The sequence below is a fragment of the Actinopolymorpha sp. B9G3 genome (assembly GCF_040120725.1).
GTDB lineage: Bacteria > Actinomycetota > Actinomycetes > Propionibacteriales > Actinopolymorphaceae > Thermasporomyces.
This window is the reverse complement of sequence record NZ_JBEEAB010000002.1, coordinates 44487-70483: the sequence shown is the minus strand read 5'-3', so window position 1 is coordinate 70483 and position 25997 is coordinate 44487. Positions and strand designations below refer to the sequence as shown.

General features: G+C 70.4%; 25 protein-coding genes. 9 read left to right on the top strand and 16 right to left on the bottom strand.

All coding sequences use genetic code 11. The features are described 5' to 3' along the window. Positions 1–84: 84 nt before the first annotated feature. From ABNF93_RS03475 to ABNF93_RS03465, 3 genes are all read right to left on the bottom strand, one after another. Complete coding sequence (locus ABNF93_RS03475) at positions 85–759, bottom strand: hypothetical protein (protein ID WP_349326045.1); 675 nt, start codon at positions 757–759, stop codon at positions 85–87. A gap of 197 nt (positions 760–956) precedes the next feature. Further along, positions 957–1754 carry an alpha/beta hydrolase gene (locus tag ABNF93_RS03470; RefSeq protein ID WP_349326044.1) on the bottom strand — a complete coding sequence of 266 codons (798 nt, stop codon included), beginning with the start codon at positions 1752–1754 and terminating at the stop codon, positions 957–959. A gap of 35 nt (positions 1755–1789) precedes the next feature. After that, positions 1790–2017 carry an Rv1322 family protein gene (locus tag ABNF93_RS03465; RefSeq protein WP_349326043.1) on the bottom strand — a complete coding sequence of 76 codons (228 nt, stop codon included), beginning with the start codon at positions 2015–2017 and terminating at the stop codon, positions 1790–1792. Between the two features lie 178 nt (positions 2018–2195). Between ABNF93_RS03465 and ABNF93_RS03460 the strand changes: the two genes are divergently transcribed. From ABNF93_RS03460 to nucS, 3 genes are all read left to right on the top strand, one after another. Continuing rightward, on the top strand, positions 2196–2408 hold the full coding sequence (locus tag ABNF93_RS03460) for an FmdB family zinc ribbon protein (protein WP_349326042.1): 213 nt from the start codon (positions 2196–2198) through the stop codon (positions 2406–2408). Between the two features lie 61 nt (positions 2409–2469). Continuing rightward, positions 2470–2730: an NUDIX domain-containing protein gene (locus ABNF93_RS03455; protein ID WP_349326622.1), complete on the top strand. Its 261-nt coding sequence runs from the start codon at positions 2470–2472 to the stop codon at positions 2728–2730. Between the two features lie 219 nt (positions 2731–2949). Beyond that, positions 2950–3627, top strand: a complete 678-nt coding sequence (nucS, locus tag ABNF93_RS03450) for an endonuclease NucS (protein ID WP_349326041.1) — start codon at positions 2950–2952, stop codon at positions 3625–3627. Positions 3628–3742: 115 nt separating this feature from the next. Here the strand turns inward: nucS and ABNF93_RS03445 are convergent, their stop codons facing one another. After that, complete coding sequence (locus tag ABNF93_RS03445; protein ID WP_349326040.1) at positions 3743–4687, bottom strand: helix-turn-helix domain-containing protein; 945 nt, start codon at positions 4685–4687, stop codon at positions 3743–3745. A gap of 67 nt (positions 4688–4754) precedes the next feature. Here ABNF93_RS03445 and ABNF93_RS03440 point away from each other — a divergent pair, with 67 nt between their 5' ends. The 3 genes from ABNF93_RS03440 to ABNF93_RS03430 all read left to right on the top strand — a co-directional run bounded on the left by ABNF93_RS03440 (position 4755) and on the right by ABNF93_RS03430 (position 7577). Beyond that, on the top strand, positions 4755–5645 hold the full coding sequence (locus ABNF93_RS03440; RefSeq protein WP_349326039.1) for a phytanoyl-CoA dioxygenase family protein: 891 nt from the start codon (positions 4755–4757) through the stop codon (positions 5643–5645). Positions 5646–5727: 82 nt separating this feature from the next. Then, positions 5728–6729: an FAD-dependent oxidoreductase gene (locus ABNF93_RS03435; protein ID WP_349326038.1), complete on the top strand. Its 1002-nt coding sequence runs from the start codon at positions 5728–5730 to the stop codon at positions 6727–6729. Between the two features lie 140 nt (positions 6730–6869). Continuing rightward, positions 6870–7577 carry a DUF1707 SHOCT-like domain-containing protein gene (locus ABNF93_RS03430; RefSeq protein ID WP_349326037.1) on the top strand — a complete coding sequence of 236 codons (708 nt, stop codon included), beginning with the start codon at positions 6870–6872 and terminating at the stop codon, positions 7575–7577. Between the two features lie 96 nt (positions 7578–7673). On the opposite strand, the gene ABNF93_RS03425 is transcribed toward ABNF93_RS03430, so the two are convergent. The 4 genes from ABNF93_RS03425 to ABNF93_RS03410 form a co-directional block, all read right to left on the bottom strand. Then, positions 7674–8405, bottom strand: a complete 732-nt coding sequence (locus ABNF93_RS03425; protein ID WP_349326036.1) for a GNAT family N-acetyltransferase — start codon at positions 8403–8405, stop codon at positions 7674–7676. A 133-nt stretch (positions 8406–8538) separates the two neighbouring features. Then, positions 8539–8820, bottom strand: coding sequence for a UBP-type zinc finger domain-containing protein (locus ABNF93_RS03420; protein WP_349326035.1), 282 nt, complete (start codon positions 8818–8820; stop codon positions 8539–8541). Further along, on the bottom strand, positions 8817–10400 hold the full coding sequence (locus tag ABNF93_RS03415; protein ID WP_349326034.1) for a Na+/H+ antiporter: 1584 nt from the start codon (positions 10398–10400) through the stop codon (positions 8817–8819). Before ABNF93_RS03415 ends, ABNF93_RS03420 begins: the two co-directional genes overlap by 4 nt. A gap of 149 nt (positions 10401–10549) precedes the next feature. Further along, positions 10550–11413, bottom strand: a complete 864-nt coding sequence (locus ABNF93_RS03410) for a 3-hydroxyacyl-CoA dehydrogenase family protein (RefSeq protein WP_349326033.1) — start codon at positions 11411–11413, stop codon at positions 10550–10552. A 161-nt stretch (positions 11414–11574) separates the two neighbouring features. Between ABNF93_RS03410 and murA (ABNF93_RS03405) the strand changes: the two genes are divergently transcribed. Next, a complete protein-coding gene (gene murA, locus ABNF93_RS03405) occupies positions 11575–12930 on the top strand; it encodes a UDP-N-acetylglucosamine 1-carboxyvinyltransferase (protein ID WP_349326032.1) in 1356 nt (451 codons plus the stop codon). 34 nt (positions 12931–12964) lie between these two features. Here the strand turns inward: murA (ABNF93_RS03405) and ABNF93_RS03400 are convergent, their stop codons facing one another. The 3 genes from ABNF93_RS03400 to murA (ABNF93_RS03390) all read right to left on the bottom strand — a co-directional run bounded on the left by ABNF93_RS03400 (position 12965) and on the right by murA (ABNF93_RS03390) (position 18209). Continuing rightward, positions 12965–13849 carry an ABC transporter permease gene (locus ABNF93_RS03400; RefSeq protein WP_349326031.1) on the bottom strand — a complete coding sequence of 295 codons (885 nt, stop codon included), beginning with the start codon at positions 13847–13849 and terminating at the stop codon, positions 12965–12967. Further along, entirely contained in the window at positions 13846–16800 is a 2955-nt protein-coding gene (locus ABNF93_RS03395; protein ID WP_349326030.1) for an alpha/beta fold hydrolase, read from the bottom strand. Before ABNF93_RS03395 ends, ABNF93_RS03400 begins: the two co-directional genes overlap by 4 nt. Before the next feature lie 134 nt (positions 16801–16934). Beyond that, complete coding sequence (gene murA, locus ABNF93_RS03390; protein ID WP_349326029.1) at positions 16935–18209, bottom strand: UDP-N-acetylglucosamine 1-carboxyvinyltransferase; 1275 nt, start codon at positions 18207–18209, stop codon at positions 16935–16937. 160 nt (positions 18210–18369) lie between these two features. Between murA (ABNF93_RS03390) and ABNF93_RS03385 the strand changes: the two genes are divergently transcribed. Together ABNF93_RS03385 and ABNF93_RS03380 are read left to right on the top strand one after the other, a co-directional pair. After that, the gene (locus ABNF93_RS03385) at positions 18370–18948 is read left to right on the top strand and encodes a cob(I)yrinic acid a,c-diamide adenosyltransferase (protein ID WP_349326028.1); all 579 of its coding nucleotides are present in this window, start codon (positions 18370–18372) and stop codon (positions 18946–18948) included. 293 nt (positions 18949–19241) lie between these two features. Further along, positions 19242–20660, top strand: coding sequence for a chromosomal replication initiator protein DnaA (locus ABNF93_RS03380; protein WP_349326027.1), 1419 nt, complete (start codon positions 19242–19244; stop codon positions 20658–20660). Positions 20661–20712: 52 nt separating this feature from the next. On the opposite strand, the gene ABNF93_RS03375 is transcribed toward ABNF93_RS03380, so the two are convergent. The 5 genes from ABNF93_RS03375 to atpA form a co-directional block, all read right to left on the bottom strand. Then, positions 20713–21153, bottom strand: a complete 441-nt coding sequence (locus tag ABNF93_RS03375; protein ID WP_349326026.1) for a DUF2550 domain-containing protein — start codon at positions 21151–21153, stop codon at positions 20713–20715. Positions 21154–21357: 204 nt separating this feature from the next. Then, complete coding sequence (locus ABNF93_RS03370) at positions 21358–21750, bottom strand: F0F1 ATP synthase subunit epsilon (RefSeq protein ID WP_349326025.1); 393 nt, start codon at positions 21748–21750, stop codon at positions 21358–21360. Positions 21751–21928: 178 nt separating this feature from the next. Continuing rightward, entirely contained in the window at positions 21929–23386 is a 1458-nt protein-coding gene (atpD, locus tag ABNF93_RS03365) for a F0F1 ATP synthase subunit beta (RefSeq protein WP_349326024.1), read from the bottom strand. Between the two features lie 52 nt (positions 23387–23438). After that, the gene (locus ABNF93_RS03360; RefSeq protein WP_349326023.1) at positions 23439–24350 is read right to left on the bottom strand and encodes a F0F1 ATP synthase subunit gamma; all 912 of its coding nucleotides are present in this window, start codon (positions 24348–24350) and stop codon (positions 23439–23441) included. Between the two features lie 5 nt (positions 24351–24355). Further along, a complete protein-coding gene (atpA, locus tag ABNF93_RS03355) occupies positions 24356–25996 on the bottom strand; it encodes a F0F1 ATP synthase subunit alpha (RefSeq protein WP_349326022.1) in 1641 nt (546 codons plus the stop codon). Between the last annotated feature and the right edge of the window lies 1 nt (position 25997).

Genomic DNA, 25997 nt, shown 5'->3' with positions numbered 1-25997 from the left:
CTGGCCCTTCTGGCCAACCCCGGCCAGGTCCGCAGTCGATCATGCCCGATCCGCGACCGTGCCGGGAACGCCGCGGGCCCGCCTTCAGCGCGGCCGTCGGGTCGCGGACCGGCGGGCCACCAGCGTGCCGGTGCCGAAGCCGGCAGCTGCCGCGAGCCCGATCGCGGCAAACCACCACGGCAACGTCGATGCGCTGCCATCCGTGCCTGCCGACCCAGAGCCCGCGTCGGCTCGCTGCGAAACCTTCGCGACAGATCGCGGCACCGATGTGGCAGCAGCCGGTTCGGCCGATGCTGTCGGGCGCGGCACCCCGAGCGCCACGAGGTTCGTACGAAGGAGCTCGGGCACCATGCACCAACCCGACGCCACAGCAGCGGTCCCCCACACGACCTGGCCGGGCGGCGTGTAGGTCATCGGCCCCGCCGCGGCGAACGGGTAGGCGTCCTGGACCAGCTGCGTCCCCGGTGCGGAGTAGATCATGGTGTACCGCGGACCAAGCTCCCCTGCGGGAGCCTCGCGATCGCGCCTGACGAGCCCTTCGCCCGTGACCAACGCGGCCCCGCTTTCGGCGAAGAGATCATGGATGAAAGGCGGTTCGGATGTGTCGGGGCCCACCGTGATGGGCTCGTGGAGGCCAGGACCGGAGATGGTCAGGTTGGTCATCCCCTTGGCGTAGGAAGGCGAAGCAAGACCGAGCATGCCGGCCACGAGCAGGACCGGTGCCGCCACCACGGTGACCAGCCAGAAGCGTCGCTTCATGAGACCCCCTCGACGTGCGAACCCACGGGACGTACGGACTACACCGCGGCTTGCCACCCGGTTCCGCGGTCCCGCGCGCCGGCGCTTACTGTCTCGCGGTCGGCGACGGTGCTCCTGTCTCGCGGTCGGCGACGGTGCTCCTGCCTCGCGTGCGGCGACGGTGCTCCTGCCTCGCGTTCCGGCACCGGCCCCCTCGGCTACGCCTCGCGTTCCGGCATGGGGACATGGGAGTACGCCGCGACCGTCCTGTCGGCGTACGCGCTGGTGTCGGCCCACTCCATCGGTCCGTCCCACGTCGTCGGCAGGGGCCCGGCGGACGGCGAGATCCGTGCCACGATCTCGTCCAGGGCACGTTCGGCCGCTCCGACCCACAGGTGCTTGACCCCGTCCATCGCCACCACCTCGGCCTGGGGGATCGCGGCGAACCGCTCCCGCGCCTCCGCCGGCCTGAGGTAGTCGTCCAGCTCGGGGACGAGGGCGGCGACCGGCTTGCCCGACTCCGCCCAGGCAGCGAGATGCTCTGTGCCGGCGAACCGTAGCGACGGTGAGAGCAGGACCGCGCCCTCGACCTCCGGATCGCATCCGTACATCAGGACAAGATCGGTTCCGAACGACCAGCCGAGCAGCCAGATCCGGGGCAGTTCGGCGAACTCGGCGTACTCCAGCGCCGCCGCCACGTCGAGCCCCTCACCACGGCCGTTGTCGAACTCCCCCTCGCTACGCCCTTGGACGCTCGCCGTCCCGCGGGTGTTGAAACGCAGGACCGCGATCCCGGCCAGAGCAGGCAGGCGGTACGACGCCTTGCGGATCACGTGGCTGTCCATCATCCCGCCGTGGGTCGGGAGAGGGTGGACACAGACGAGGGTGGCGACTGTGGGCCGGTCCAGCGGCTCGGCCAGCTCGCCGACCAGCTTCAGCCCGTCGGCGGTCTCGAGCGTGAGAGGTGTGCGCTTGGCCGGTAGGACGCTGCTTGCCCGGATCTGCTCGGTGCTCACCCCACCGATTGTGCCCGGCCCGGCGCGACACGCCCCTACCGGCGGCGGCGACGGCGGTCGCGGGCGCGCCAGCAGGCCGTATGCCAGTGCCTGCGTTCGTCGAGGCCGGGACCGGTGAACGAGCGAGGGTCGACCGGCCACGCCACGACGTGCGGGGTCGCCGGCAGGATCAGCTGGTCGCAGCCAGGACAGCGGTAGGGCTTGGAGCTCGTGGCACCGGTGATCTGGCGTACGACCCACTCCCCGTCCGGCCACTCCTCCACCCGCTCATGACCACCACGGGGTGGGCGCGGCGACGGGTCCGGCCCTCTCGAGCCACGGCGAGGACGACGGCGAGCCACCCGATCATTGTCCCGTCCAACTGTTGGCCGGCGCCGGCTGGGCCACGTACGGACGCCCGTCAGGCGGGCTGTTGGGGGCGCCGTCATCTACGCTGGTCGCGTGCCCCGCTATGAGTACCGCTGCCGCAGCTGCGGCGCCACGTTCGAGCAGACCCGCCCCATGAGCGAGGCGGGGTCGCCCGCACCGTGCCCCCAGGGCCATGACGACACCGTGAAGCTGCTGTCGACCGTTGCGCTCGGCGGCCGCTCGACCGGTGCAGCCGTGGGTCCGGCCGGTGGCGGTTGCTGCGGCGGTGCGTGCGGCTGCGGCTGACCGCCTCGCCCCACCGCCACCTGCCTTCACCTACGACACTCCGTCGTCGATCCGCTCGCCCATGGCCGAAGCTCGACCTGCCCGCGTACGCCTCGTCATCGTCGCGAAGGGCCGCGTCGCCCTGATCCGCCGCCGACGCGCTGGCCACACGTACTACGTGATGCCCGGCGGCGGCGTCGAGCCCGGCGAGACCTTCGTGGAGGCGGGCGAGCGCGAGGCGATGGAGGAGTTGGGGGTCGAGGTGGTGTGCGAGGAGTTGCTCGCCGAGGAGCACAGGAAAGGGGAGCGGTTCCTCTTCTACCGCGCGCATCACCGGCGGTGAGTTCGGCACGGGTACGTGGCCGGACTTCGCCGTCCTGCCGCCGGAGGAACGCGCCGCCAGGGGCACCTACGAACCTCTGTGGCTCGACGTCGCCGAGCTCGACGGCCTCGACATCGCCGGTCCGCTGGTCGCGCTCCTCGGCCAGATCGCCTAAGCCCGCAACCGCGACACGGGCCGGGCTCACGGCGTCCGGTCGTACGCCCGATAGTGTGATCGGCCGTGCGTCTCGTCATCTGTTCGTGCCAGGTCGACTACGCCGGCCGCCTGACCGCCCATCTTCCGCGCGCCACCCGACTCATCCTCATCAAGGCCGACGGTTCGGTGTCGATCCACAACGACGACCGGGCGTACAAACCGCTGAACTGGATGAGCCCGCCGTGCACACTCCAGGAGCAGCCCGGCGAGGACGGCGAACCGGACCGCTGGACGGTCACCGGCAAGGACGGCGGTCAGTTGGTCATCACGATCGACGAGGTGTTGCACGACTCCCGGCACGACCTCGGTGTCGACCCCGGCCTGCAGAAGGACGGCGTCGAGGCCCACCTGCAGGAGCTCCTCGCCGAACATCCGGGGACGCTCGGCGATGGCTGGAGCCTTGTCCGCCGCGAGTTCCCCACCGCGATCGGACCGGTCGACCTGCTGTGCCGGGACTCAGGCGGGTCCGCGGTCGCCGTCGAGGTGAAGCGGCGGGGCGAGATCGACGGCGTGGAACAGCTCACCCGCTACCTCGAACTGCTCAACCGCGATCCGCTGTTGGCTCCTGTCCGGGGGGTCTTCGCCGCGCAGGAGATCAAGCCGCAGGCGCGGGTCCTCGCGGGCGACCGTGGAATCGACTGTGTCACGGTCGACTACGACGCGCTGCGCGGCCTCGACGACCCGTCCATGCGCCTGTTCTGACCCGCCACCGCCCCGACGGCGAGGGTCGTCCATCGACCGGGGCTGACTTTGGTGGAGGGGTCCCCTCATCTAGACACCGGACGAACGCGGAACAACGCCCGAGCCGGACCGAGCCTCAGCGGACGCCAGTGCGGTAGTCCTTCGGAGGTACGCCGAACCTGGCCCGGAACACCCGGCTGAAGTGGAACGCGCTCACGAACCCCGACGCGGCCGCGATGCTCGCCACCGGCAGGTCGGTCCGCTCCAGCAGCCGGGCCGCATGGCGCAGCCTGGCGTCGCGGACGGCCTGCATCGGCGTACGACCGGTCTGCTGCGAGAACAGATGGGCGAGCCGCGACGCCGACAGCGCCACATGGTCGGCCAACGAGCCCACGGTGTGGGGTGCCGCGGGATCAGCCACGACCAGCGCCTCGACCTGGGTGACCCGCGGGTCGACCTCGCCGCTCAACGGCCCGCGGTGGCGATCGCCGAGTGCTGATCCGGTCGCTGTCGTGGCGAGGACGAGGACCTCCTCGACCCTGCCGAGGACGAGCTCGCGGGCCGGCGTACCCGCCGCGACCGCGGGCGGTACGGTCCGCCCCTCGGCGGTGGCGGCCGCGGGTGGCGGGCCATGCCCGGACCAGCGGGCGTCGGCATGCAGCCGCAGGAACGCGGCGTCGATCCGGTCTCGGACGACTGCCGGTACGCGGGCCACCACAAAGACCTGCTCCCCCACCGCGTACGGCTCCAGCCACGACGGCCACGTCACCCGGGCCGGGTAGTGGACCCACCAGAACGACCACCGGCGCGCGCCGGGTGCCACCGCATAGGAGTGTGCGACCCGAGGACCGAGCACGACGAGGTCGCCGCGTACGGCGGTGACCTCGACGCCGCCCTGTTCGAAGCGACCCGCTCCGTCCATGGTCCAGGCCAGCAGCGTGCTCTCCGCGCCGCGGGCCCGGTGGACCGCGTAGTCCGGGCCGACGTCGAACCGCCCCGCGAGGACCAGTTCGGCCGGCGGTGCGGGCGTACCACCTGACTCCTCAGCAGAATCAGACAGCTCCGCAGCGTCCACGGGCATCCCCTTATGGCAGCACACGCCGTAACGTCGAGGTAGTCGTCAAAGGTCCGCGCACCGAGGAGGTCGCATGACATCCACCCAGCAGAGCGTATCGACGGCGATCCCGCCGGGCGGGTCGACGACCCCGCCGGGCACGTCGACCCCGGTCGCGTCGGACGTCCTGAGTGCGGAGGATCGCGCGCGGTTCGCCACGGACGGGTTCGCCGTCATCAAGGGCCTGTTCACCGCTGCGGAGGTCGGAGAGATCCGCGACGAGTTCATGGCGATCCATGCCGCTGGGCCGGTGCCGGGCCACTTCGAACCGGCGACGTCGAACCCGGACGGCCCGACCGACGTGCTCCGCAGGTTTCCCAGGGTCATGCACCCGCACCAGTTCAACGCCCTGGCCCTGCGTTACCTGCTCGACTCCCGCGTACGCAGCATCCTCACCGAGCTGCTCGGCGAGGAGCCACTGGCCGCCCAGAGCATGTTCTACTTCAAGCCGCCGGGCGCCCGCGGCCAGGCACTCCACCAGGACAACTTCTACCTGCGGGTCGAGCCGGGCACCTGCGTCGCCGCGTGGTTGGCCTGCGACGTCATCGACCGGGCCAACGGTGGGCTGGAGGTCGTTCCGGGTACGCACCGGATGGACGTGTTCTGCCCCGAGGACGCGGACATGGACGTGTCCTTCACCCGGGAGTACGTGCCGCCGCCGCCGGGGCTCGCGCCGGTGCCTGTCGACATGGAGCCGGGCGACATGCTCTTCTTCAACGGCAGCCTCGTGCACGGATCCGGGCCCAACACCACGACCGACCGGTTCCGGCGTTCGTTCATCTGTCATTACGTCGGGCGGGAGTCCTGCGACCGGATCTCGCGGCACTACAGGACCCTCACCATGGACGGCGCTCCGGTCGAGCTGGCCGAAAGTGTCGGCGGTGGCCCGTGCGGCACCGAGGACCTCGTGGCCGGACCCCACTGACCGACACGCGCACGTCGACGGCGGGCAGTGAGGTCCTTCGCGGCCACCGGCGGCGTTGTCCAGGGATCGCTAGCGTGGAGCCGTGACGTCGAACAGCCCGGTCTCCGTGCCGGACCCCGCGCCTGTCGACGTGCCGTCGCGGCCACGGGTGCTCGTGGTCGGCGCCGGCGTCATCGGACTCACCTGCGCGGTGCGGCTCGCGGAGGCGGGATACGAGGTCAACGTCGTCGCCCGCGATCTCCCCCTCGAGACGACCTCCGCCGTCGCGGCCGCGCTGTGGTACCCCTACCGCGCATTCCCGCTGGACCGTGTGACCGGGTGGGGCGCGACGTCGTACGACCAATTCGCCCGCATCGCCGAGGACACACCGGCCGCCGGTGTACGCATGCGGACCGGTCGTGAGCTTCTCCGCACCCCCGGCGAGCCGCCCTGGTGGAGCTCAGCGGTCCCCGATCTCCGCCCGGTGAGCGCACCGCCGGCGGGATACTCGGGCGGCTGGGAGTTCGCGACGCCGGTCGTCGACATGAGCGTCTATCTGCCGTGGCTCACCGGGCGCCTCGACGAGCTCGGCGGCACCGTCACCCGGCACGCACTCGCCGGACTGCCCAACACCGCCCCGATCGTCGTCGACTGCGCGGGCCTCGGCGCTCGCCTGCTGGCCGACGACGACACGGTGACCCCGGTCCGCGGCCAGGTCTGCGTCCTCGAACAGGTCGGCCTCACCGAATGGTTGATCGCCGAGAACACCCCTTCGCGCCCCATCTATGTCGTTCCGCGGCTGCACGACATCGTGGTCGGCGGCACGGCGGAGCCTGGTGACTGGGAGGCCCGCCCGCGCGAGCAGACCGCCCGCGAGCTGCTCACCCAGGCGCGGGCCCTCGTTCCCGTCCTGGCGAAGGCGCGCGTACTCCGGCACCGGGTCGGGCTGCGGCCGGCCCGACCGAACGTCCGTCTGGAGCCCCTGCACCTCCCCGGTGGCCGGCTCGTCGTGCACTGCTACGGCCACGGCGGCGCCGGTGTCACCCTGTCGTGGGGCTGCGCCGACGAGGTGGTCGAGCGGGTCCGCGCACGCGCGCCGACCTGATGCCGCGAACGCCGACCGCCTCATGTAACCGGACGCCGATCCTGCGGCTACGGTGTGCTCGACGCCCTGTTCCAGGGGAAGCCTCGGGTCAGGCGACCCCCGGACCTGGTCATCCGGGCCACGGTACGAAAGGAGCCGCCGTGGACGACGGCGAACGCCTTCCCGCCCACCCGCCACCGGTTAGCGAGCCCCCCGACACCGCCGCGGTCCGCGCCTCCGACGCCGAGCGCGACCGCGTGGTCGAACTCCTGAGCGACCACGCCGCCGTCGGCCGGCTCACCCTTGCCGAGCTGGAGGAACGCGCCCAGAAGGCCTACGACGCCAAGACCCGCGGCGAACTCGACGCCCTCACCCGGGACCTGCCCGACCAGCCGACCGCCGACCAGCCGACCGCCGACCAGCCGACTGCCGACCGGCACGCCGTCGAACGGCCGCGTCGACGCGTCACCCGCTGGTTCGTCGCGATCATGGGTGGCTCCGACCGGCGGGGGCGGTTCCGGCTGAGCGGCACGGTGCACTCGATCGCCGTCATGGGCGGCGACACCGTGGACCTGCGCGACGCCGAGATCGACGGCGACGAGGTACTCATCAACGCGTTCGCCGTGATGGGCGGGACCGACATCTACGTCCCCGACAGTGTCGAGGTGATCGTCGAAGGTTTCGCACTGATGGGCGGCAACGACGAACGCGGCAGCCGCCGCCCCGCCCGTCCCGGGGCACCGGTCATCCGGATCCGTGCGTACTCCCTGATGGGTGGGATCGACGTGTGGCGGCTGCCGGCCGAGGCCAAGGGCAAGTCGCTCAAGGAGGCCCGCCGGGCAGCACGCCAACTCGAACGCGGCCGCTGACACCACCAGCGCAACCTTCACCCACTCGCTCGCAGGCAGACGCTGCCGCTCCATCCACCTCGTCCCAGGCCCACCGGAGTTTCGCAGGACCTGGGTTCAGTCACCGGGGCGGAGCAGCACATGGACTCCGACCTGGCCGAACCCGAGCCGTGCGTACATCGGGTGCAGGTGCGACTCGGCGGCAAGCCACACGACCCGTGGATGGCTGGCGAGGGCGAACCGGGTCGCCGCCACCGAGATCGCAGTCCCGATGCCTCTGCCGCGGCACGCCGGGATGACCGTCACACCCGAGATGTACGCGGTGTTCGCCACCTCCCGCACCTGGACACAGGCCACCGGCTGGCCGTCGACCCGGCCGACGAAGTGGTGATGCGTCGGGTCGGCCAGGATGCCGGGCGTGATCAGCGGAGCGAGTTCCTCGCCGTAGACGGCCAGGAACTCCGCCGCACCCGACGCCGGACCGACGTCGAGGCCGTCCACGGCGGCGATGCGCTCCAACAGGTCCGCGCGGCCGAGCGCGAGGATCGGCAGCGTGAGCCACGGCGACAGGCCAGCCGCCGAGAAGACCGGAGCGCCGACGTGGCGTTGCCGGGTCATGACCGTCCACTCGCGACGGGTGACCGCGTGCGCCTCCAGCCAGTCGGTCGCCGCGTCAAGGGCGGCTGACGTCGGCGGGACCATGGCCTTGGCCTGGCACGCCCACGGCTGGTCGACCCGGTAGCTCACGCACGGGATGCCCTCCACCACGGCCGAGCCGGCTCCCGACGTGGGGCCAAGCACCGCGCACGCGGCCTCGGCGCGCGCCAGCAGATCGGCGACGTCGGTCATCGCGACCCCACAGCGCCGCTGTGCCACAGATGCATGACGGCTCCCCACCTTCTGCGGCCACCGACCCGCCGACGGCAGGTCCGAGCGGACGTCCCCTAGCCTGAGGAGAAGATAGCTCCCGAGACCGGTGGCGCTAACCGATGCGTTCGTCGACGAAGCACCAGCGCCAGTTCTCCCCCGGCTCGAACGAACGGATCACCGGATGGTGCACGGCGGCGTAGTGCGCCGAGGCATGGCGCAACGGCGAGGAGTCACAGCAGGCCACGTGGCCACAGGCCAGGCAGATCCGCAGGTGGACCCAGTCGTCCCGGTCCAGCGCCAGGCAGTCCTCACACCCTTGCGTCGTGCTCGGTTGTACGCCGGAATCGCCGCCCACCTCGGTGGGCGCTTCGGCAAGGTGCGGGCACCCGTTCATTCGTCGTCCTCCCGGCCGCGGTCGAGCATCAGTTCCTCCAGGTCCTGCTCCAGTTCGACCTGGCGGCGTATCTCGTCAGGGATCCTTCCCGTGTTCCGCGCCTCGATGAACACCTGGCGTTCGGCGTCGATCATCCGGCGGCGCAACCGCCGGAACGCCTCCGCGGGCACTTCGCGGGACGGGTCGCCCAGCCGCTCCCACACCTGGTTGGCGCGCGCCTCGGCCCAGGCGTCCAACCGCTCCACCACGTGGTCGGGCGCGTTTCCGCGGTGCTCTGCGAGGGTGCGTTGGGCGGCACGCAGGGCGGCCTGGCGCACCTCGGCCTCGGCGAGCACGTCTGCCTGGCGGTCGTCGCGTCGCACACCCAGCAGCCGGGCCACCAGCGGGATGGTCAGGCCCTGGCCGATGAGCGTCACCGCGATGACGACGAACGTGATCCAGATGAGCAGGTCACGCGAAGGGAAGTCGAACGGGAGGCTGAACGCCGCCGCGAGTGACACCACTCCGCGCATGCCGGCCCAGGCGATCACCGCGGTGTTCGCGACCGGAGGTGGTTGCTCGCGGCGCCGGATCCGGGGGATCAGGAACGGAAGGTACGCACCGGGAAAGACCCAGACGAAACGGCCCACCAGGACGGTGCCCACCACCGCCGCCGTCACCGCGGCGACAGTCGGCCACGACTCCGAGACGGCGTCCACGATGTCGCGCAGCTGCAGACCGACGAGCAGGAAGACGACGCCCTCGAGCAGGAACTGGGTCACCCGCCAGAACGCGTCCATCTGCAGGCGTGACGCCGCACCCATGAGAACCGGGCGTTTGTGCCCGACGTAGAGCCCGCAGACGACGACGGCCACCACCCCCGAGGCGTCGACGGCGAAGGCCGGTACGAATGCCACGAACGGCGTGAGGATCGACAGGGTGTTGTCGAGCAGCGGGTCGTCCGTACGACTGTGCAGCCAGGCCGCCAACACGCCGACGGCCCCGCCGATCAGGAGCCCGCCGAGGGCCGCCACCAGGAACTCGGTGCCCGCCTGGCGCCAGGTCATCGCGACACCGCTCGCCGCACCACCGGCCACCGCCGCGATTGCCACTCTGAGGGTGACGAGCGCGGTCGCGTCGTTGACGAGGCTCTCGCCTTCGAGGATGGTCACGACTCGGCGCGGGAGTCCCAACCGTCGGGCGATCGCGGTCGCCGCCACCGCGTCCGGCGGCGCCACGATCGCCCCGAGAGCGAACGCCGCTGCCAGCGGGATCTGCGGCACCATGGCGTGCAGCACCAGGCCGACCGCGACGGTGATGAACCACACGTGGCCGAACGCCAGCAAAGCGATGGGGCGCAGCAGTCTGGTGAAGGCGGGTAGGGAGGTGCGGATCGCCGCGGCGTAGAGCAGCAGCGGCAGGATCCCCTCGAGGACGAGGTCGGGTTCGAGCCGGACTCGCGGGCCGAACGGCAGGAAGGACAGGGCGATCCCGGCAACCATCAACAGGAACGGCGCCAGCAGGCCCAGCCGCCTGGCCAGTCCGGAGACCACACCGACGACGGCCAGCAACACGACGGCGGTGAGCAGCGTCTCCGTCACCTGTCGAGCCTAGGGCATGTCTGCCAACCCGTGGACAATGACCACGGTGCCCATGCGTACGGACGACTGACCAGGTGCCCATGCCTGGCCCGGCGACCACAGGCATGCCCGGCGTGGTCATGTGCGGCTCGGCGCCAGGGCAAGGAACGTCAGTCGTAGGAATAGAAGCCCTGGCCGGACTTGCGGCCGAGCTCCCCCGCCTCGACCATCCGGGTGAGCAACTCGGGCGGGAAGAACTTCGGGTCGGCCGTCTCGTCCCAGATGTTCTGCGTGGCATGGCGAAGGACGTCGACACCGGTGAGGTCGGTGGTCGCGAGCGGGCCCATGGCGTGGCCGAAGCCGAGCTTGCAGGCGGTGTCGATGTCCTCGGCCGTGGCGACGCCGGACTCCACCAGGCGTACGGCCTCGACGACGAGCGCGGAGATCAGCCGGGTGGTCACGAATCCGGCCACGTCCCGCGTCACCACCACGCACGTCTTGCCGACCGCCTCGGCGAACGCCCGCGCCCGTGCCAGCGTCTCGTCCGATGTCCGGTGCCCTCGGACCAGCTCGCACAGCGCCATCATCGGCACCGGCGAGAAGAAGTGCGTGCCCACGACGGACTCCGGCCGCTGCGTCGCCGCCGCGATCTTGGTGATCGGGATCGCCGAGGTGTTGGAGGCGAGGATGGCGCCGTCGGGGCAGATCCGGTCGAGGTCGCGGAAGACGTCCTGCTTGACCTCGATGCGTTCGAACACGGCCTCGACCACGATCGACGCGCCACCCACGGCGTCGAGGTCGGTCGTGGTGGTGATCCGCTCGACCGCCGCCTCGGCGTCAGGGGCGCTCAGCCGGCCCTTCTCGACGAACTTGCCGAGCGACGCGCGGATCCCGTCGACCCCGCGTTTGAGGGCTTCGTCGGTGACGTCGCGCATCGTGACCTGCCAGCCGGCGGCCGCCGCGACCTGCGCGATTCCCGATCCCATCAGGCCGGCGCCGACCACCGCGAGCGTCCGAGGAGTGAGTTCCGCCATGGGGGCAGCCTATGCAAATTCCGAACAGCCGTTACGGTATGTCGTGCTTCTGCTGCGAGGTGGTTTCGCAGGCGCGGCCATTCTCGACGGTCGTACACCTCGCAGAAGACTGGTGTGGCATCAAGCTGGGCGCGGGGGCTGACGCACTTGGAGGGATGCACATGAGCGAACGAAGTGAGGCCGTGAGTCACCACAGCACCGTCGACACCCTGGTGGTGTCCGGTGGAACCCCGCTCGTCGGCGAGGTCGCCGTCCGGGGAGCGAAAAACCTTGTGCCGAAGGCGATGGTGGCCGCCGTCCTCGGCGACTATCCGTCCGTCCTCTCCAACGTTCCCCAGATCAGGGACGTCGAGATCGTCCGCAACCTGCTGGAGCTGCACGGCGTCACCGTGGCCGACGGTGAGGCGGCGGACACCCTCGTCCTCGACCCGTCCCGGGTGGAGCAGGCCGCCCTCCCCGACATCGAGGTGCACGCCGGGGCGAGCCGGATCCCGATCCTGCTCTGCGGGCCGCTGCTGCACCGGTTGGGCCATGCGTTCATCCCTGACCTAGGTGGCTGCAAGATCGGCGACCGGCCGATCAACTTCCACCTCGACGCGCTCCGGCAGTTCGGTGCGGTGGTGGAGAAGCGTCCCGAAGGGCTGCACATCAGCGCCCCGAGAGGCCTCACGGGGACGAAGATCGAGCTCGCGTACCCCAGCGTCGGTACGACCGAACAGGTGCTGCTCACCGCGGTCCGCGCCCAGGGGGTGACCGAACTCCGCAACGCCGCCGTCGAGCCGGAGATCATCGACCTCATCTGCGTCCTGCAGAAGATGGGCGCGATCATCTCGATCGACACCGACCGGATCATCCGGATCACCGGTGTCGAACGCCTCGGTGGCTACATCCACGAGGCCGTGCCCGACCGGATGGAAGCCGGGTCCTGGGCCTGCGCGGCGCTCGCGACCGGCGGCGAGGTCTTCGTCCGTAACGCCCGGCAGGTCGACCTGATGACGTTCCTCAACGTCTACCGCCGGGTGGGTGGGGCCTTCCAGGTGACGGCCGACGGGATCCGGTTCTGGCATCCGGGTGGAAAGCTCGACGCGCTGGCGCTGGAGACGGACGTCCATCCGGGGTTCATGACCGACTGGCAGCAGCCGCTCGTCGTCGCGTTGACGCAGGCGACCGGGTTGTCGATCGTGCACGAGACGGTCTATGAGAACCGCCTCGGGTACGCCGACGCCCTGGTCCGGCTGGGCGCCCACATCCAGGTCTACAGCGAGTGCCTGGGCGCGACACCGTGCCGGTTCGGCCGCCGCAACTTCTCGCACTCGGCGGTGATCTCCGGTCCGTCGTCACTGCACGGTGCCGACCTGCGGGTGCCGGACCTGCGCGGCGGGTTTTCCTACCTCATCGCGGCACTCGCCGCCCAGGGACGTTCGACCGTCCACGGCGTCGGGATCATCGCCCGTGGCTACGAGGCGTTCCTCACCAAGTTGGAGGACCTGGGCGCCCAGGTCGAGCCCGCCTGCTGAGGGCCCTGTCCTGAACCCGCCGCTCGACGCGCGTTCAGGACAGTACGTCCTTGCGCAGGAACGTCCACCAGGCACAGGCGAGGAAGAACCCCGCGTAGATCACCGTGGCGAGTGAGCCTCTGGCCATGGCTTCCAGCTGCATCGGGTCGTCGAACAGGCCGCGCCAGGAGTCCGCGTAGTGCGTCGGCAGCATCGTACGCACGGCGCCCAGTGCGCTCACCTGGTCGAGGATGGTGGACACGATCACCACCAGCACCGCCCCACCCACGGCCGCGAGGGGTGCGTCCGTGGTCGTCGACAACCAGAACGCGAGCGCCGCGACGACGAGCAGCGTCACGGCCACGTACACCACCATGCCGCCGATCCGCGCCGCCGCCTCGGCCAGCGCGAGGGCGTCGCCTCGAGGCGTACGCAGCGGACCCCGGCCGAACGCCGCCACCCCCACGCCGAGCGCCGTCACGGTCAGGGCCACCAGGGCGACCGCCGACGTCGCCAGGCTCGCGAGCAGCTTGACGCCCAGCAGGCGCCCCCTCGACACCGGAAGCGCCAGCAGGTATCGCAGGCTTCCGTTGCTCGCATCGCCTGCCACCGCGTCGCCGCACACCAGGGCGACGATCACCATCAGGAGGAACCCCGCCGACGCGCCGAGAGTGAACACGGTGAAGTTCGCGGCGCTGAACGTCGCGAGGGCCGCGAGCGACCAGAGGTCGCCCGCCTCGTCGCCGCCGAACTCGAACGCCGCCACGAGCAGCACCGGCAGGACGACGACGAGTCCGAGCGCGAGCCGGGTCCTGCGCAAGGAGAACTGCCGCCGCAACTCGGTGCGGACCGTCAGGCTCGCGCGAGCGCGGTGAAACGACGCCACGTCGTCGACCGGTGTGTCGAGCGCCCTGACATCGGAGAGGGCGGACTCACTCATCGCGGCTCCCCTGTTCTGTTTCCCTGCCCGTCCGGTTCGTTCCCACCCTGCCCGTGACCGTCGTGGTCGACACCCACCATCGTCAGGAACGCGTCTTCGAGCCGGATCCGGGGCGCGAGCCCGCAGACGCCGACCCCGCCGACCACCAAGGTGCGCACGAGCTCGGACCGGGATACGCCGTCGCAGTCGACCACGAGTCCACCGTTCCGCCGAGCCACCGACCTGACCGCGAGGCCCGCGAGCAACGACTCGGCCCGGCCGACGTCGTTCACGTCGAGGACGACCGACGCCGTGTCGCCCACGACGTCTCCCACCGGGCCCGCAGCCAGTCGGCGACCACGGTGGAGGACCACGATGTGCGTGCAGGTCCGTTCGACCTCGGCCAACAGGTGGCTCGAGACCAGGACCGCCCGGCCACCCGCCGCGTATCGCCTGAGCACCTGACGTAGGGCCGCGATCTGCGGCGGGTCGAGGCCGTCGGTCGGTTCGTCGAGGATGAGCAGCGACGGCATGCCGAGCATCGCCTGGGCAACGGCCAGCCGCTGGCTCATCCCGTGGCTGTACTCCCCCACTCTGCGGTCGATCGCGGTGCCGAGGCCGGCGATCTCCAGTACCTCGTCGAGGCGGGCCTCGTCACGTGGCCGCCCGGTCGCGTCCCAGAACAGTTCGAGGTTCGTACGCCCGGACAGGTGCGTCAGGAAACCTGGCCCGTCGACCAGCAGGCCGACCCGGGCCAGGACGGACGCGCCTGGCGTGAGGAGGTGGCCGAAGACGTGCACCTGTCCGGCGGTGGGGCGGACCAGGCCGGTGAGGATGCGCAGGCAGGTGGTCTTGCCGGCACCGTTGGGTCCGAGGAGTCCGACCACCTCACCGGCTCGTACGGTGAAATCCACGCCCCGCAGGGCGTCCTGGCCCTTGGCGAAGGTCTTCGTGAGGCCCCGTACGACCAACGGCGTCTCGGCGTGGTCGGGGTCGAACCTGCCGGGGCGGTTCCTGTCGCGGCGCCTGACCAGCAGCCAGGTCACCAGGGCGGCAACCAGCAGGGTCGCGGCGAGCCCACCGGCCGCGGCCAGCCAGGGCATGACGGTGCGTTCGGCACCCTGGGCCACCACCTGGGGCAGGCGGATCGAGTCACCCGCCAGGCCGGCGACGTAGGTCTGCGGCTCGACCGGACCGGCGTACGCCTGGTCGGAGGTCGCGAGGGTGACGCGGATCCGATGCCCTGCCCGGAAGCGGTGCACCAGCCCCGGCAAGGTCACCTTGACGGGTCTGGCGGCGTCGAGCGTCGCGGGCAGATCGTGGAGGCGGACCGGAGCGACCGCGCCCCCGGGCAACTCGGTGACGCCGGTCGAGGCCACGTCGTACACCTTGGCGAACAGCACGGCCGTGCCCGAGGACGACGCCGCGCGGATCCGCACCGTCGGTACTCCGGTGACGTCGACCGGTTGGTCGAGGAGGGCGGAGTCGTAGGACACGAACTGCCCCGGCATGTCGAGGCTGACGCGGGTCAACGACACGCCGCTCAGGGCGCCGAGCCCGGGGACCGAGGACATCGCGGCCGGCATGCCGGCGGGTGGGTTGGCGACCTGTCCCGGTTCGCCGGAGAGCCGCACCTCCCGCGCGGGCGCGTCGCCGTCCATTCCCGGATAGCCGGCGGGGGCGTACAGGCCGAGCGTGCGTACGGCGAAGTCGTCGTAGTCGATGCCGGTGATCCGGCTGAAGGCGAAGGACTTCCGCGGCCGCTTTCCGGCCGGGCGCTCGGCGGTGCCGCCCAGGAAGTGGTCGAGCCAGCGGACTGTCAACCGCCGCAACCGTGTCTGGTCGAGCGCGGAACCCGCACCCGCATCGTGCCCGCCCGAGAACCACATCACGCGGACCGGCGTACGAGACGAGCGGATGGCCACGGCGTTCGCGTCGGCTTCGGCGAGGGGGAACAACGTGTCCTGCGTGCCCTGGACGAGCAGGGTCGGCGCCCTGATCCGCTCGACGACGCTCGCGGGGCTCGACCGGGCCAGCAGGGAAACGGTGGCGGGATCCGCGCGCCCGGTGACAGCCGCCCGCTGGTACATCCGGCATACAGGGACCGCGAACCTGCCGCACCCGGCCGCTGCCCCACCCACGGCCGGCGCCGGTGTCCTGCTCTGATCTGGCACCTGGCCCGGGTCCACGCGACCCGCGCGGGCCTGGTCGGCCGGCATCGCCAGTGCCAGCAGCCCACTCGGTCGGGACAACGAGTCGTCGCCGGGAACCGGTGCGAGCACGGGGAGAGATCCGCGCCCACCGAAGCCCGCCGCGTACAGCCAGCCGGCCCACACCCGCTTGAACACCCCCTGCGCGGGACCGCCGCCGCTCGACTCCGGGAACAGGGCATGGCCAAGGTCGTTCCAGGTGGCCTGGGGCACGATCGCGTCCACCCGCCGGTCATGGCCGGCGAGGAGGAGCGCGAGCGCACCGCCGTACGACGATCCGACGACACCTACCCGTGGGTCGCCGGGCGCGTCCTGGCGTACGTCCTTCCGGCGGGCGAGCCAGTCGAGGAGCTGACGGGCGTCGGTCACCTCGTAGTCGGGACTGTTGAGGTGGATCCGTCCGCCTGAACGTCCGAAGCCCTGCGCCGTCCACGTGAGGACGACGTAGCCGTGGCCGGCGAGAACCCGTCCCTGGTCGTCGACGCTCTCCTTGGTACCGCCGAAGCCGTGCGCGAGGAGTACCGCCGGCGCGGGCCGGTCGGCCGTCACGCTCGCCGGGCGGTAGAGCCGGGCGTCCAGGTTGACGCGCTGGTCGCGGTCCGGCCCGGTTCGTACGTCGATCATGAGATCCGTGACCGTGGTGCCCCCACGTGTGACCTGACGTGGTGACGGGGCAGCCGAGGCCTGGGCGCCGACCAGGCCCGTCACCGTCGCGAGGACGATCACCAGGGCGGCCCGGCGGACGCGGTCGGTTGCGGCCATCCGGCAACGTTAAGCACACAATCGACTACATAGTGTGCGACTCGACCGCGACGAAACGACCTCTCACCAGAATTCGCGCGCTGCCGGTCTCTCGACCCGCTCGGCTCCCCTTGGGCCGGGGAATCTCGCGGCGACTACCCAGGCGGGTCGAAGCCGTCAGGTTCCCGGACGACCCGCGCCCCGAGCCTCGTGAGGACGCCAGCCAGGTCGGGATAACCCCGGTCGAGATGGTGAACCCCCGACACCAGCGTCTCCCCGTCGGCGACCAGGCCAGCCAGGACCAGCGCGGCACCCGCCCGGATGTCGGTGGCCTCCACCGGCGCACCGGAGAGCATCGGCTTGCCACGGATGACGGCGTGATGACCGTCAGTACGTACGTCCGCACCCAGCCTCGCCAGCTCCTGGACGAACCGGAACCGCCCGTCGAAGAGGTTCTCCGTCACCATCGAGGTCCCCTCGCTGACCGAGGCGAGCGTCACCATCATCGCCTGCAGGTCGGTCGGGAACCCGGGGTACGGCAACGTCACGGTGTCGACGGCGCGCGGCCGGCCTTCCATGCGTACCGTGAACTCGTCGGGGCCGACTTCGATCGCCGCGCCCGCGGCCACCAGCTTGTCCAGCACGATCTCCAGATGGTGGGCGAGGGCGTTGCGCACCCTCACCTGACCGCCGGCAACGGCCGCTCCGATGGCCCAGGTGCCCGCGACCATCCGGTCGGGTACCACCGTGTGCTTGACGGCATGCAGCGTCGCCGGACCGTCGACCTCGAGCGTGGACGTGCCGATTCCGCCGATCTTCGCCCCCATCTGCGACAGCATCTCGGCGATGTCGACGATCTCTGGTTCGCGAGCGGCGTTGTCGATCAGCGTCGTCCCCTTCGCCAGCGTCGCGGCGAGCAGGAGGTTCTCGGTGGCGCCGACGCTCGGGAAGTCGAGGAAGATCTCCCCCGCCCGCAGACCGTTCGGGGCGCTGGCGACGACATAGCCGTGCTCGATGTCGATGTCGGCACCCATCTTCGCCAGGCCTGAGACATGCATGCCGAGCCCGCGGGAACCGATGCTGTCGCCGCCTGGGAGCGCGACCTTGGCCCGGCCACACCGTGCGAGCAGCGGACCCAGCACCGTGATGGACGCCCGGAGCCGGCGGACGAGCTGATAGTCGGCTTCGTGGTCGATCGACGCGGGCACGTCGATGGTCAACGTGTCCGCCTCGGTCGCCGTCTGACACCCGAGGCGTTCCAGCAGATCAGCCATGTAGCGCACGTCGAGGATGTCCGGCACCCCCGACAGGACTGTCTGCCCCTCGGTGAGCAGGGCTGCGGCCATGAGTTTGAGGGCGCTGTTCTTCGCGCCCGCGACGGTGAGCTCGCCTGTGAGGTGGGCCCCACCCTCGATCCGTAACCGTTCCACCCAAGGCATGCTATGAGGCCCGCGTCCGGCCCGTCGGCAGTTCCCCTGTCCTGACGTGCCGTGCCGGTGCGCTGTGACGGTGCGCCGCGCCGTGCCCCGGCGTCGTCCCGGCGTGTCGAGCGCGCCGCCGTCGTCCCGGGCGTGACCTAGGCTTGCGGGTATGGTCAGGCTCACCCGGATCTACACGCGTACCGGCGACCACGGCACCACTCGCCTGGTCGACAACTCCCAGGTCGCCAAGACCGACAGCCGGCTCCAGGCCTACGCCGACGTCGACGAGGCCAACGCGGCCATCGGCATGGCACTGGCTCTCGGCGCCCTCGGTCCGGAGATCGGCGCCGTGCTGGTCCGGATCCAGAACGATCTCTTCGACGTCGGGGCCGACCTCGGCAACCCCGTGGCACCCACCCCCGCCGAGCACCCCGCGCTGCGGGTGGACCAGTCCTACGTCGAACGCCTGGAAGCCTGGTGCGACGACTTCAACGCCCGGGTGGAGCCACTGCGTTCGTTCGTCCTGCCTGGTGGGACCCCCGGCGCGGCACTGCTGCACAACGCGCGGACGGTCGCCCGGCGTGCCGAACGGACGACCTGGGCGGCACTGGACGTCCATGGCGAGACGATGAACCCGGTCGCGGCGAAGTACCTGAACCGGCTCTCCGACCTGCTCTTCGTCCTCGCCCGGGTGGCCAACGGTGCCGAGGGAGACGTCCTGTGGGAGCCTGGCGGCCCCGACGCATAAAGATCACCACGCGTGATCGCTCGCAAGCCACCTTTCCGAATTTGTCCCACTTGCGGCGATATCTCGGTATTTCATAACTGGCGAAATACGACAGAGCGCATTTCTTTACCAAGAGGACCTCGCCATCCAACTGGTCTCGGCGCTAGGTTGATCAGTCGTGCTGGGGCGAGTGGTGCGAATCCCCATAAACGCACCACAAGTGTGTGACCTTTCCGGCCAGCGCAGGTGGCCGGTCGATGCATGCGAAAGAGGCTGACGTGGACGGCAGACGTCCAGGACAAGACCAACAGCCGATGTCGGCACGCCAGCCACGGCAGGAGCGCCACTCCGGCCCCAACTGGCTGGAGCAGTCGGACCGTGCGCCGATTGGCCGCGAAGTCCTGTCCGACACGTCCGAGATCTGGCTCGGCGCAGAGGTGACCGACGAGCCGCCGAACCGCACTGCCGACGAATCGGCGTACCGCCCGACTGACAGCCCGGCCTACCACCCCTCCGACAGCCCTGCGTACCGCCCGTCCTACCACCCCACCGACAGCCCGGCCTACCGCCCGTCCGACAGCCCGGCCTACCACCCCTCCGACAGCCCTGCGTACCGCCCCTCTGACAGCCCTGCGTACCGCCCCTCTGAGCAGGTGAGTGACCGGCCGACCTACCGCCCTGCCGGCAACCCGCCTGTCGACAACCCGGCGTACCGCGCGGGCGACCGCCCGACCTACCGCCGCGCGGATCCCCTCGACGACGGCCCGGCCTACCCGCCCGCGGACCGCATCGGCAGCCACAGCGTCGGCCACGTTCCCGATCGTCCGGCGCCGCGGCGCACCGAGCAGCCCACCGACCATCCGGGACACCGCTCGTTTGACCGGTACGCCTCGCCTGTCGCCGACGACGCCACCGGTGCGACCCCCTACCCGCCGTACCGGCCCTTCGACCGACCGTCCTACCGCCGGCCCGACGACCCCACCGAGCACCCGGACTACCCCGCGATCGTGGAGCCGCTCTACGATCCGCAGGCTCCGACCCTGCCGAGCGCGAGGCACCGGGCACGCCGGCGTACCACTTCCAACCGTGGCAGCCGCTGGGCTCGCCAGCTCGTCGTCCTGCTGCCCCTGGCGCTCGCGTCCAGCTCCTGGGCCACCCTCGGCAACTCCGACTCCGGCAAGCTGCCCTGGTTCCCCGACGGATACCGAGTCGCCCTCGGGTCCGACACGTCGACGACCGTCGAGGAGGACAAGCCCTACCCCGACGAGCCCGATGTCGACGTGACACCCACGCCCGAGGTGACGACCCCGGACCCGACGTCCCCGAACCCGCGCGCCAGCGCCACGCCTGAGTCTTCTGACCGTCGCCGCTCCGGCACCGGCGAGACGGGCACGGGCGGGCAACCTGGAGACGGCCCGGCGACGAGCGCACCAGCTCCAGCGCCCAAGCCCGAGCCGAGCCGGACGTCCGCGCCGCGTCCCACGCCCACTCCCACACCGGCACCCACCACGCCGGCGCCCGAGCCGGAACAGCCCGGCATCCCTCTGCCGCAGCTCCCGCTCCCCATCCCGCTTCCGACGGTGCTGCCACTGCCGCTGCCGCTTTTCTCCCTGACGGGTACGCCGACCGAAGCGGACACGGAAGCTCCCGCCGCGAGCGAGGGCGGCACGTTGTCCCTGTCGCTGCCGATGCTGGAGTCGATCTCCGGCCGCGAGCTCACCGCGGACAGCTAACGGACCAAGGCCACCGGACGCCGCCTGACCCACGTCACGCGGCGCGGACAAGTCAGATCGGGGCGTGCGTACGCCCGGGCGGCGCAGACTCCAGCCAGGCCAGGAATCCCGTCAGCGCGTCCTCTGCCATCGCCAGCTCCACCACGGAGTTGCCGGCCTGGACGCACTCCACCACGACGTGTCCGGCGTAGAGGCCGAGCGCCTCGGCGGCCAGTGGCTCGCGACGTGACTCGACCGTGAGGTCATTGCGCTGGAACACCCGGCGAGGCCGCAGCCCGAACGAAAAGACCCGGAACCATTCCACCGAATCGCCGGAATAGCGTGCGATGCCGAGTACCCAACCCTTGCCGGGCGTACCCGTGTGCAGCCGCACACTGCAGTCGAAGGTGCCCCCACCACGCTGGAGCAACCGCCGCCGGACGGCGAACGCCGCCAGAGTCATCAGCACCAGAGCGAGGATGATTCCGGCGGCGTCGAGGATGATCTGGATCACCGGGCGCCACCTGACCGGGCGCCGATGTCATCAGCGGCCGGACGGTCGACCCCGGAGCCCGAGACGTGTGCGACGCGCACGCCCTGACATCGACCTAGCGGCCGGAGGTGGCAGCCGGACATCGCGGCAGTGCGTGCGGGACCTGGTCCACACTGCCCTGCCGCACCGCCGGACTCCGCCACCGCACGCCCACCACGCCCGGACTCAGGAAGCCATCTCGACGGCGCGGATGCGGGCCTCGGCACGGCGTACGTGTTCGAGCGCCTCCTCGTCGTCCCCGCCGGCAGCGTGCGCGCGATCGAGCTCGCGCCGCGCCTGCTCCAGGTCGATCTCGTGCGCCATCTCGGCGTACTCGGCCAGGATGGACACCCGGTCGTGGGCGACCGAGAGGAAGCCGCCGTAGACGGCCGCTACCCAGATGTCGCCCTCCTGGTTGCGGATCTCCACCACACCGTCGGCGAGCAAGCCGAGCAGGGGGGTGTGTCCGGGCAGGATGCCGATATCGCCGTCGATCGTCCGTGCGATGACGGTGGCCGCCTCGCCGGACCAGACCGTGCGGTCGGGCGCGACGAGCTCGACGTGCAAGGGCTCTGCCACCGTAGATCCTCCTGGCCTGAATCGTTCTCGGGAGAATACCCACCTGCGAGAGCTCTGCCCTCGCGTACCCCCACCCAACACCTGACCCGCAGGAGACAAGTCCCTACCTGCCGGGCCAAAAGCCCTTCATTCGGCAAGTACTTCCTCTTCCGGGACTGACCGGACTGTCCTCAGCCGCTCAGTTCTCCTTCTGGATCTCAGCCCACCTGCGTTCGACATCGTCGAGGCCGCCGCACATGTAGAAGGCCTGCTCGGCCACGTGGTCGTAGTCGCCGTCACAGATCTTCTTGAACGCCTCGATGTTGTCCTCGAGCTGGACGAAGGAACCCTCGATGCCGGTGAACTGTGCCGCGGCGAAGGTGTTCTGGGAGAGGAAGCGCTGGATCCGGCGCGCCCTTGCGACCGTGATCTTGTCCTCCTCCGGCAGCTCGTCGATACCCAGGATCGCGATGATGTCCTGGAGCTCCTGGTTGCGCTGGAGGATCCCCTTGACCCGGTTGGCGACCGTGTAGTGCTCCTGACCGACGTACTGCGGGTCGAGGATCCGGCTGGTCGACTCCAGCGGGTGGATCGCCGGGTAGATCGCCTGCGCCGCAAGGTCACGTGACAGGTTGGTCGTCGCATCGAGGTGGGCGAAGGTCGTGGCAGGCGCCGGGTCGGTGTAGTCGTCGGCGGGGACGAAGACCGCCTGCATCGAGGTGATGGAGTGCCCCCGCGTCGAGGTGATGCGCTCCTGCAACAGGCCCATCTCGTCAGCCAGGTTGGGCTGGTATCCCACCGCCGACGGCATCCGGCCGAGCAGGGTCGACACCTCCGAACCCGCCTGGGTGAACCGGAAGATGTTGTCGATGAAGAGCAGGACATCCTGGTTCTTCACGTCACGGAAGTACTCCGCCATCGTGAGTGCGGACAGCGCCACGCGGAGCCTGGTGCCAGGCGGCTCGTCCATCTGTCCGAACACCAGGGCGGTGTCCGGAAGCGCTCCGCTCTCCTCCATCTCGACGATGAGGTCAGTGCCCTCACGGGTTCGCTCACCGACACCGGCGAACACCGAGGTGCCGCCGAAGTTGCGGGCGACCCGGATGATCATCTCCTGGATGAGCACGGTCTTGCCCACGCCCGCACCACCGAACAGACCGATCTTGCCACCCTGGACGTACGGCGTCAGGAGGTCGATGACCTTGATGCCGGTGACCAGCATCTCGCTCTTGGGCGCGAGCTGGTCGAACGACGGAGCGGGCCGGTGGATGGGCCACCGCTCGGTGATCTCCAGCTTCTCGCCGTCCTTGGCGTTGAGGCAGTCGCCGACGATGTTCCACACGTGGCCCTTGGTCACATCGCCCACCGGCACCGAGATCGGTGCGCCGGTGTCGCGGACCTCAGTACCCCTGACGAGGCCGTCGGTGGGCTGGAGGGCGACCGCCTTCACGACGTTGTCGCCCAGGTGCAGCTCCACCTCGAGGGTCAGAGTCACGGTCGTGCCGCCGCGAGTGACGTCGACCTCGAGCGCGTTGTAGATGGGCGGAACCTGGCCGGCCTGGAACTCGACGTCGACGGTCGGACCGATGATGCGGGCAACTCGACCCACGGCGGCCTGCGGCGTCTCGGCGCCCTTCTCCGTAACGGTGGCTGTCATCTCAATCTCTCACTCACTCTGCTCAGAAAGATGGTCGCTTTCGCACCCTGGCTCATCGCTCCGCCGCAACTGCGTCGGCAAGGGCATTCGCGCCCCCGACGATCTCACTGATCTCCTGGGTGATCTCGGCCTGGCGCGCGGCGTTCGCCTCGCGGGTCAGTGTCCCGACGAGTTCCTTCGCGTTGTCGGTCGCCGACTTCATCGCACGCTGCCGCGCCGCATGCTCGCTGGCGGCCGACTGCAGCATGCAGTGGTAGATCCGGTTCTCGATGTAGCGCGGCAGAAGGGTCTCGAGCACGTCCTCGGCCGACGGCTCGAACTCGTACAGCGGAAGAACCTCGTCGGAGGCGGGTGCCTCCTCGCCCTCGACGACCTCCAGCGGCAGCAGGCGGATGACCTCCGGGCGCTGCGTCATCATCGACACGAAGCGGGTGTAGACGATGTGGATCTCGTCGACCCCGCCGTCCTCGCCACCGGCCTGGAACGCCTCGATGAGCGCCTCGCCGGCCTCCTTGGCGTGGGCGTACTGCGGATTGTCGGAGAATCCCGTCCACTCGGCGGCGATGTCGCGGTCGCGGAAACGGTAGTAGGCCACCGCCTTGCGCCCGCAGAGGTACGGGACGACCTCCTTGCCCTCGCCACGGACCAGCTCGGCGAGCCGCTCACCCTCGCGGATGACGCTGGAGGAGTACGCCCCGGCCAGGCCGCGGTCGCTGGTGATGAGCAGCATCGCCGCGCGCCGCGGATTCGTCCGCTCGACGGTCAGCGGGTGATCGACGTTGGAGTAGGTCACGAGTGCCGACACCGCGCGGGTGAGCTCGCGGGCGTACGGCGTGGCCGCGCGCGAGCGCTCCTGGGCGCGGCGGATGCGTGAGGCCGCGACCAACTCCATCGCCCGGGTGATCTTGCCGATCGAGGAGATCGCCCGGATGCGTTGGCGGTAGATACGTAGCTTGCCGGCCATGCGCGTCAGCCCCGCTTCTGCCGAACGATCTGCTCCTGCTCCACGCTGTCTTCCTCGAGCGCCTCGAACTCCTCACGCCCAGGCTCCAGAAGCCGGCCTTCGGAGGTCTCGAAGGTCGCCTTGAAGTCGGTGACAGCCTCATCGAGGGCCTTCGCCGTGTCGTCGGAGAAGTCCGTCGTCTCCCGGATCGCCTCGAGGATGCCGGCACGCTCCCGGCGGAGGAAGTCGAGCAGTTCGGCCTCGAACCGGCTCACGTCCTCGACCGGGACCTCGTCGAGCTTGCCCGCCGTACCGACCCAGATCGAGACGACCTGCTCCTCGTCGGGGAACGGCGACGCCTGTGGCTGCTTGAGCAGCTCGGTGAGCCGGCGCCCGCGCTCCAACTGTCGCCGCGACGCCGCGTCGAGGTCGGCGGCGAACATCGCGAACGCCTGCATCTCGGCGTACTGCGCGAGGTCGAGCTTGAGCTGACCGGAGACCTTCTTCATCGCCTTGGACTTCGCGCCTGAGACCCGCGACACCGACTGACCGACGTCGACGGCCGGCCGCTGGTTGGCGTTGAACAGGTCGGCCTGCAGGAAGATCTGGCCGTCGGTGATGGAGATGACGTTCGTCGGGATGTACGCCGAGATGTCGCCGGCCTTGGTCTCGATGACGGGGAGGCCGGTCATCGAACCCCCGCCGAGCTCGTCGGTGAGCTTGGCGCAGCGTTCCAGCAGCCGGGAGTGCAGGTAGAAGACGTCACCGGGGTAGGCCTCACGGCCGGGTGGGCGGCGCAGCAGCAGCGACATCGCGCGGTATGCCTCGGCCTGCTTCGACAGGTCGTCGAAGATGATCAGCACGTGCTTGCCGGCGTACATCCAGTGCTGGCCGATGCTCGAGCCGGTGTAGGGCGCGATGTACTTGAAGCCCGCCGAGTCCGACGCCGGTGCCGTGACGATCGTCGTGTAGTCCATCGCGCCGGCGTCTTCGAGCGCCTGGCGGACGGCTGCAACGGTCGAACCCTTCTGCCCGATCGCGACGTAGATGCAGCGCACCTGCTTCTTCGGGTCGCCGCTCTCCCAACCGTTCTTCTGGTTCAGGATCGCGTCGATGGCGATCTGGGTCTTGCCGGTCTTGCGGTCGCCGATGATGAGCTCCCGCTGGCCGCGACCGATCTGGAACATCGCGTCGATGGCCTTGATGCCGGTCTGCATCGGCTCGCGGACCTCCTGGCGCATCATCACGCCCGGCGCCTGCAGCTCCAGCTCGCGGCGTCCGTCGAGGCCCTCGATCGGGCCGAGCCCGTCGACCGGGTTGCCCATCGCGTCGACCACCCGGCCGAGGTAGCCCTCACCGACCGGCACCGACAGCACCTGGCCGGTCCGGCGTACGGTCTGGCCTTCCGCGATGCCGCCGAACTCGCCGAGCACCACGACACCGATCTCGCGGACGTCGAGGTTCTGGGCGATACCCAGCGTGCCGTCCTCGAACTCCAGCAGTTCGTTGGCCATCGCCGAGGGCAGGCCCTCGATGTGAGCGATACCGTCACCGGCGTCGACGACCGTGCCGACCTCCTCGGCTGCCGCGGCCTCCGGCTCGTAGCTCGAGACGAAGCGCTCCAGTGCGTCCCGGATCTCGTCCGGGCGAATCGTCAGCTCCGACATC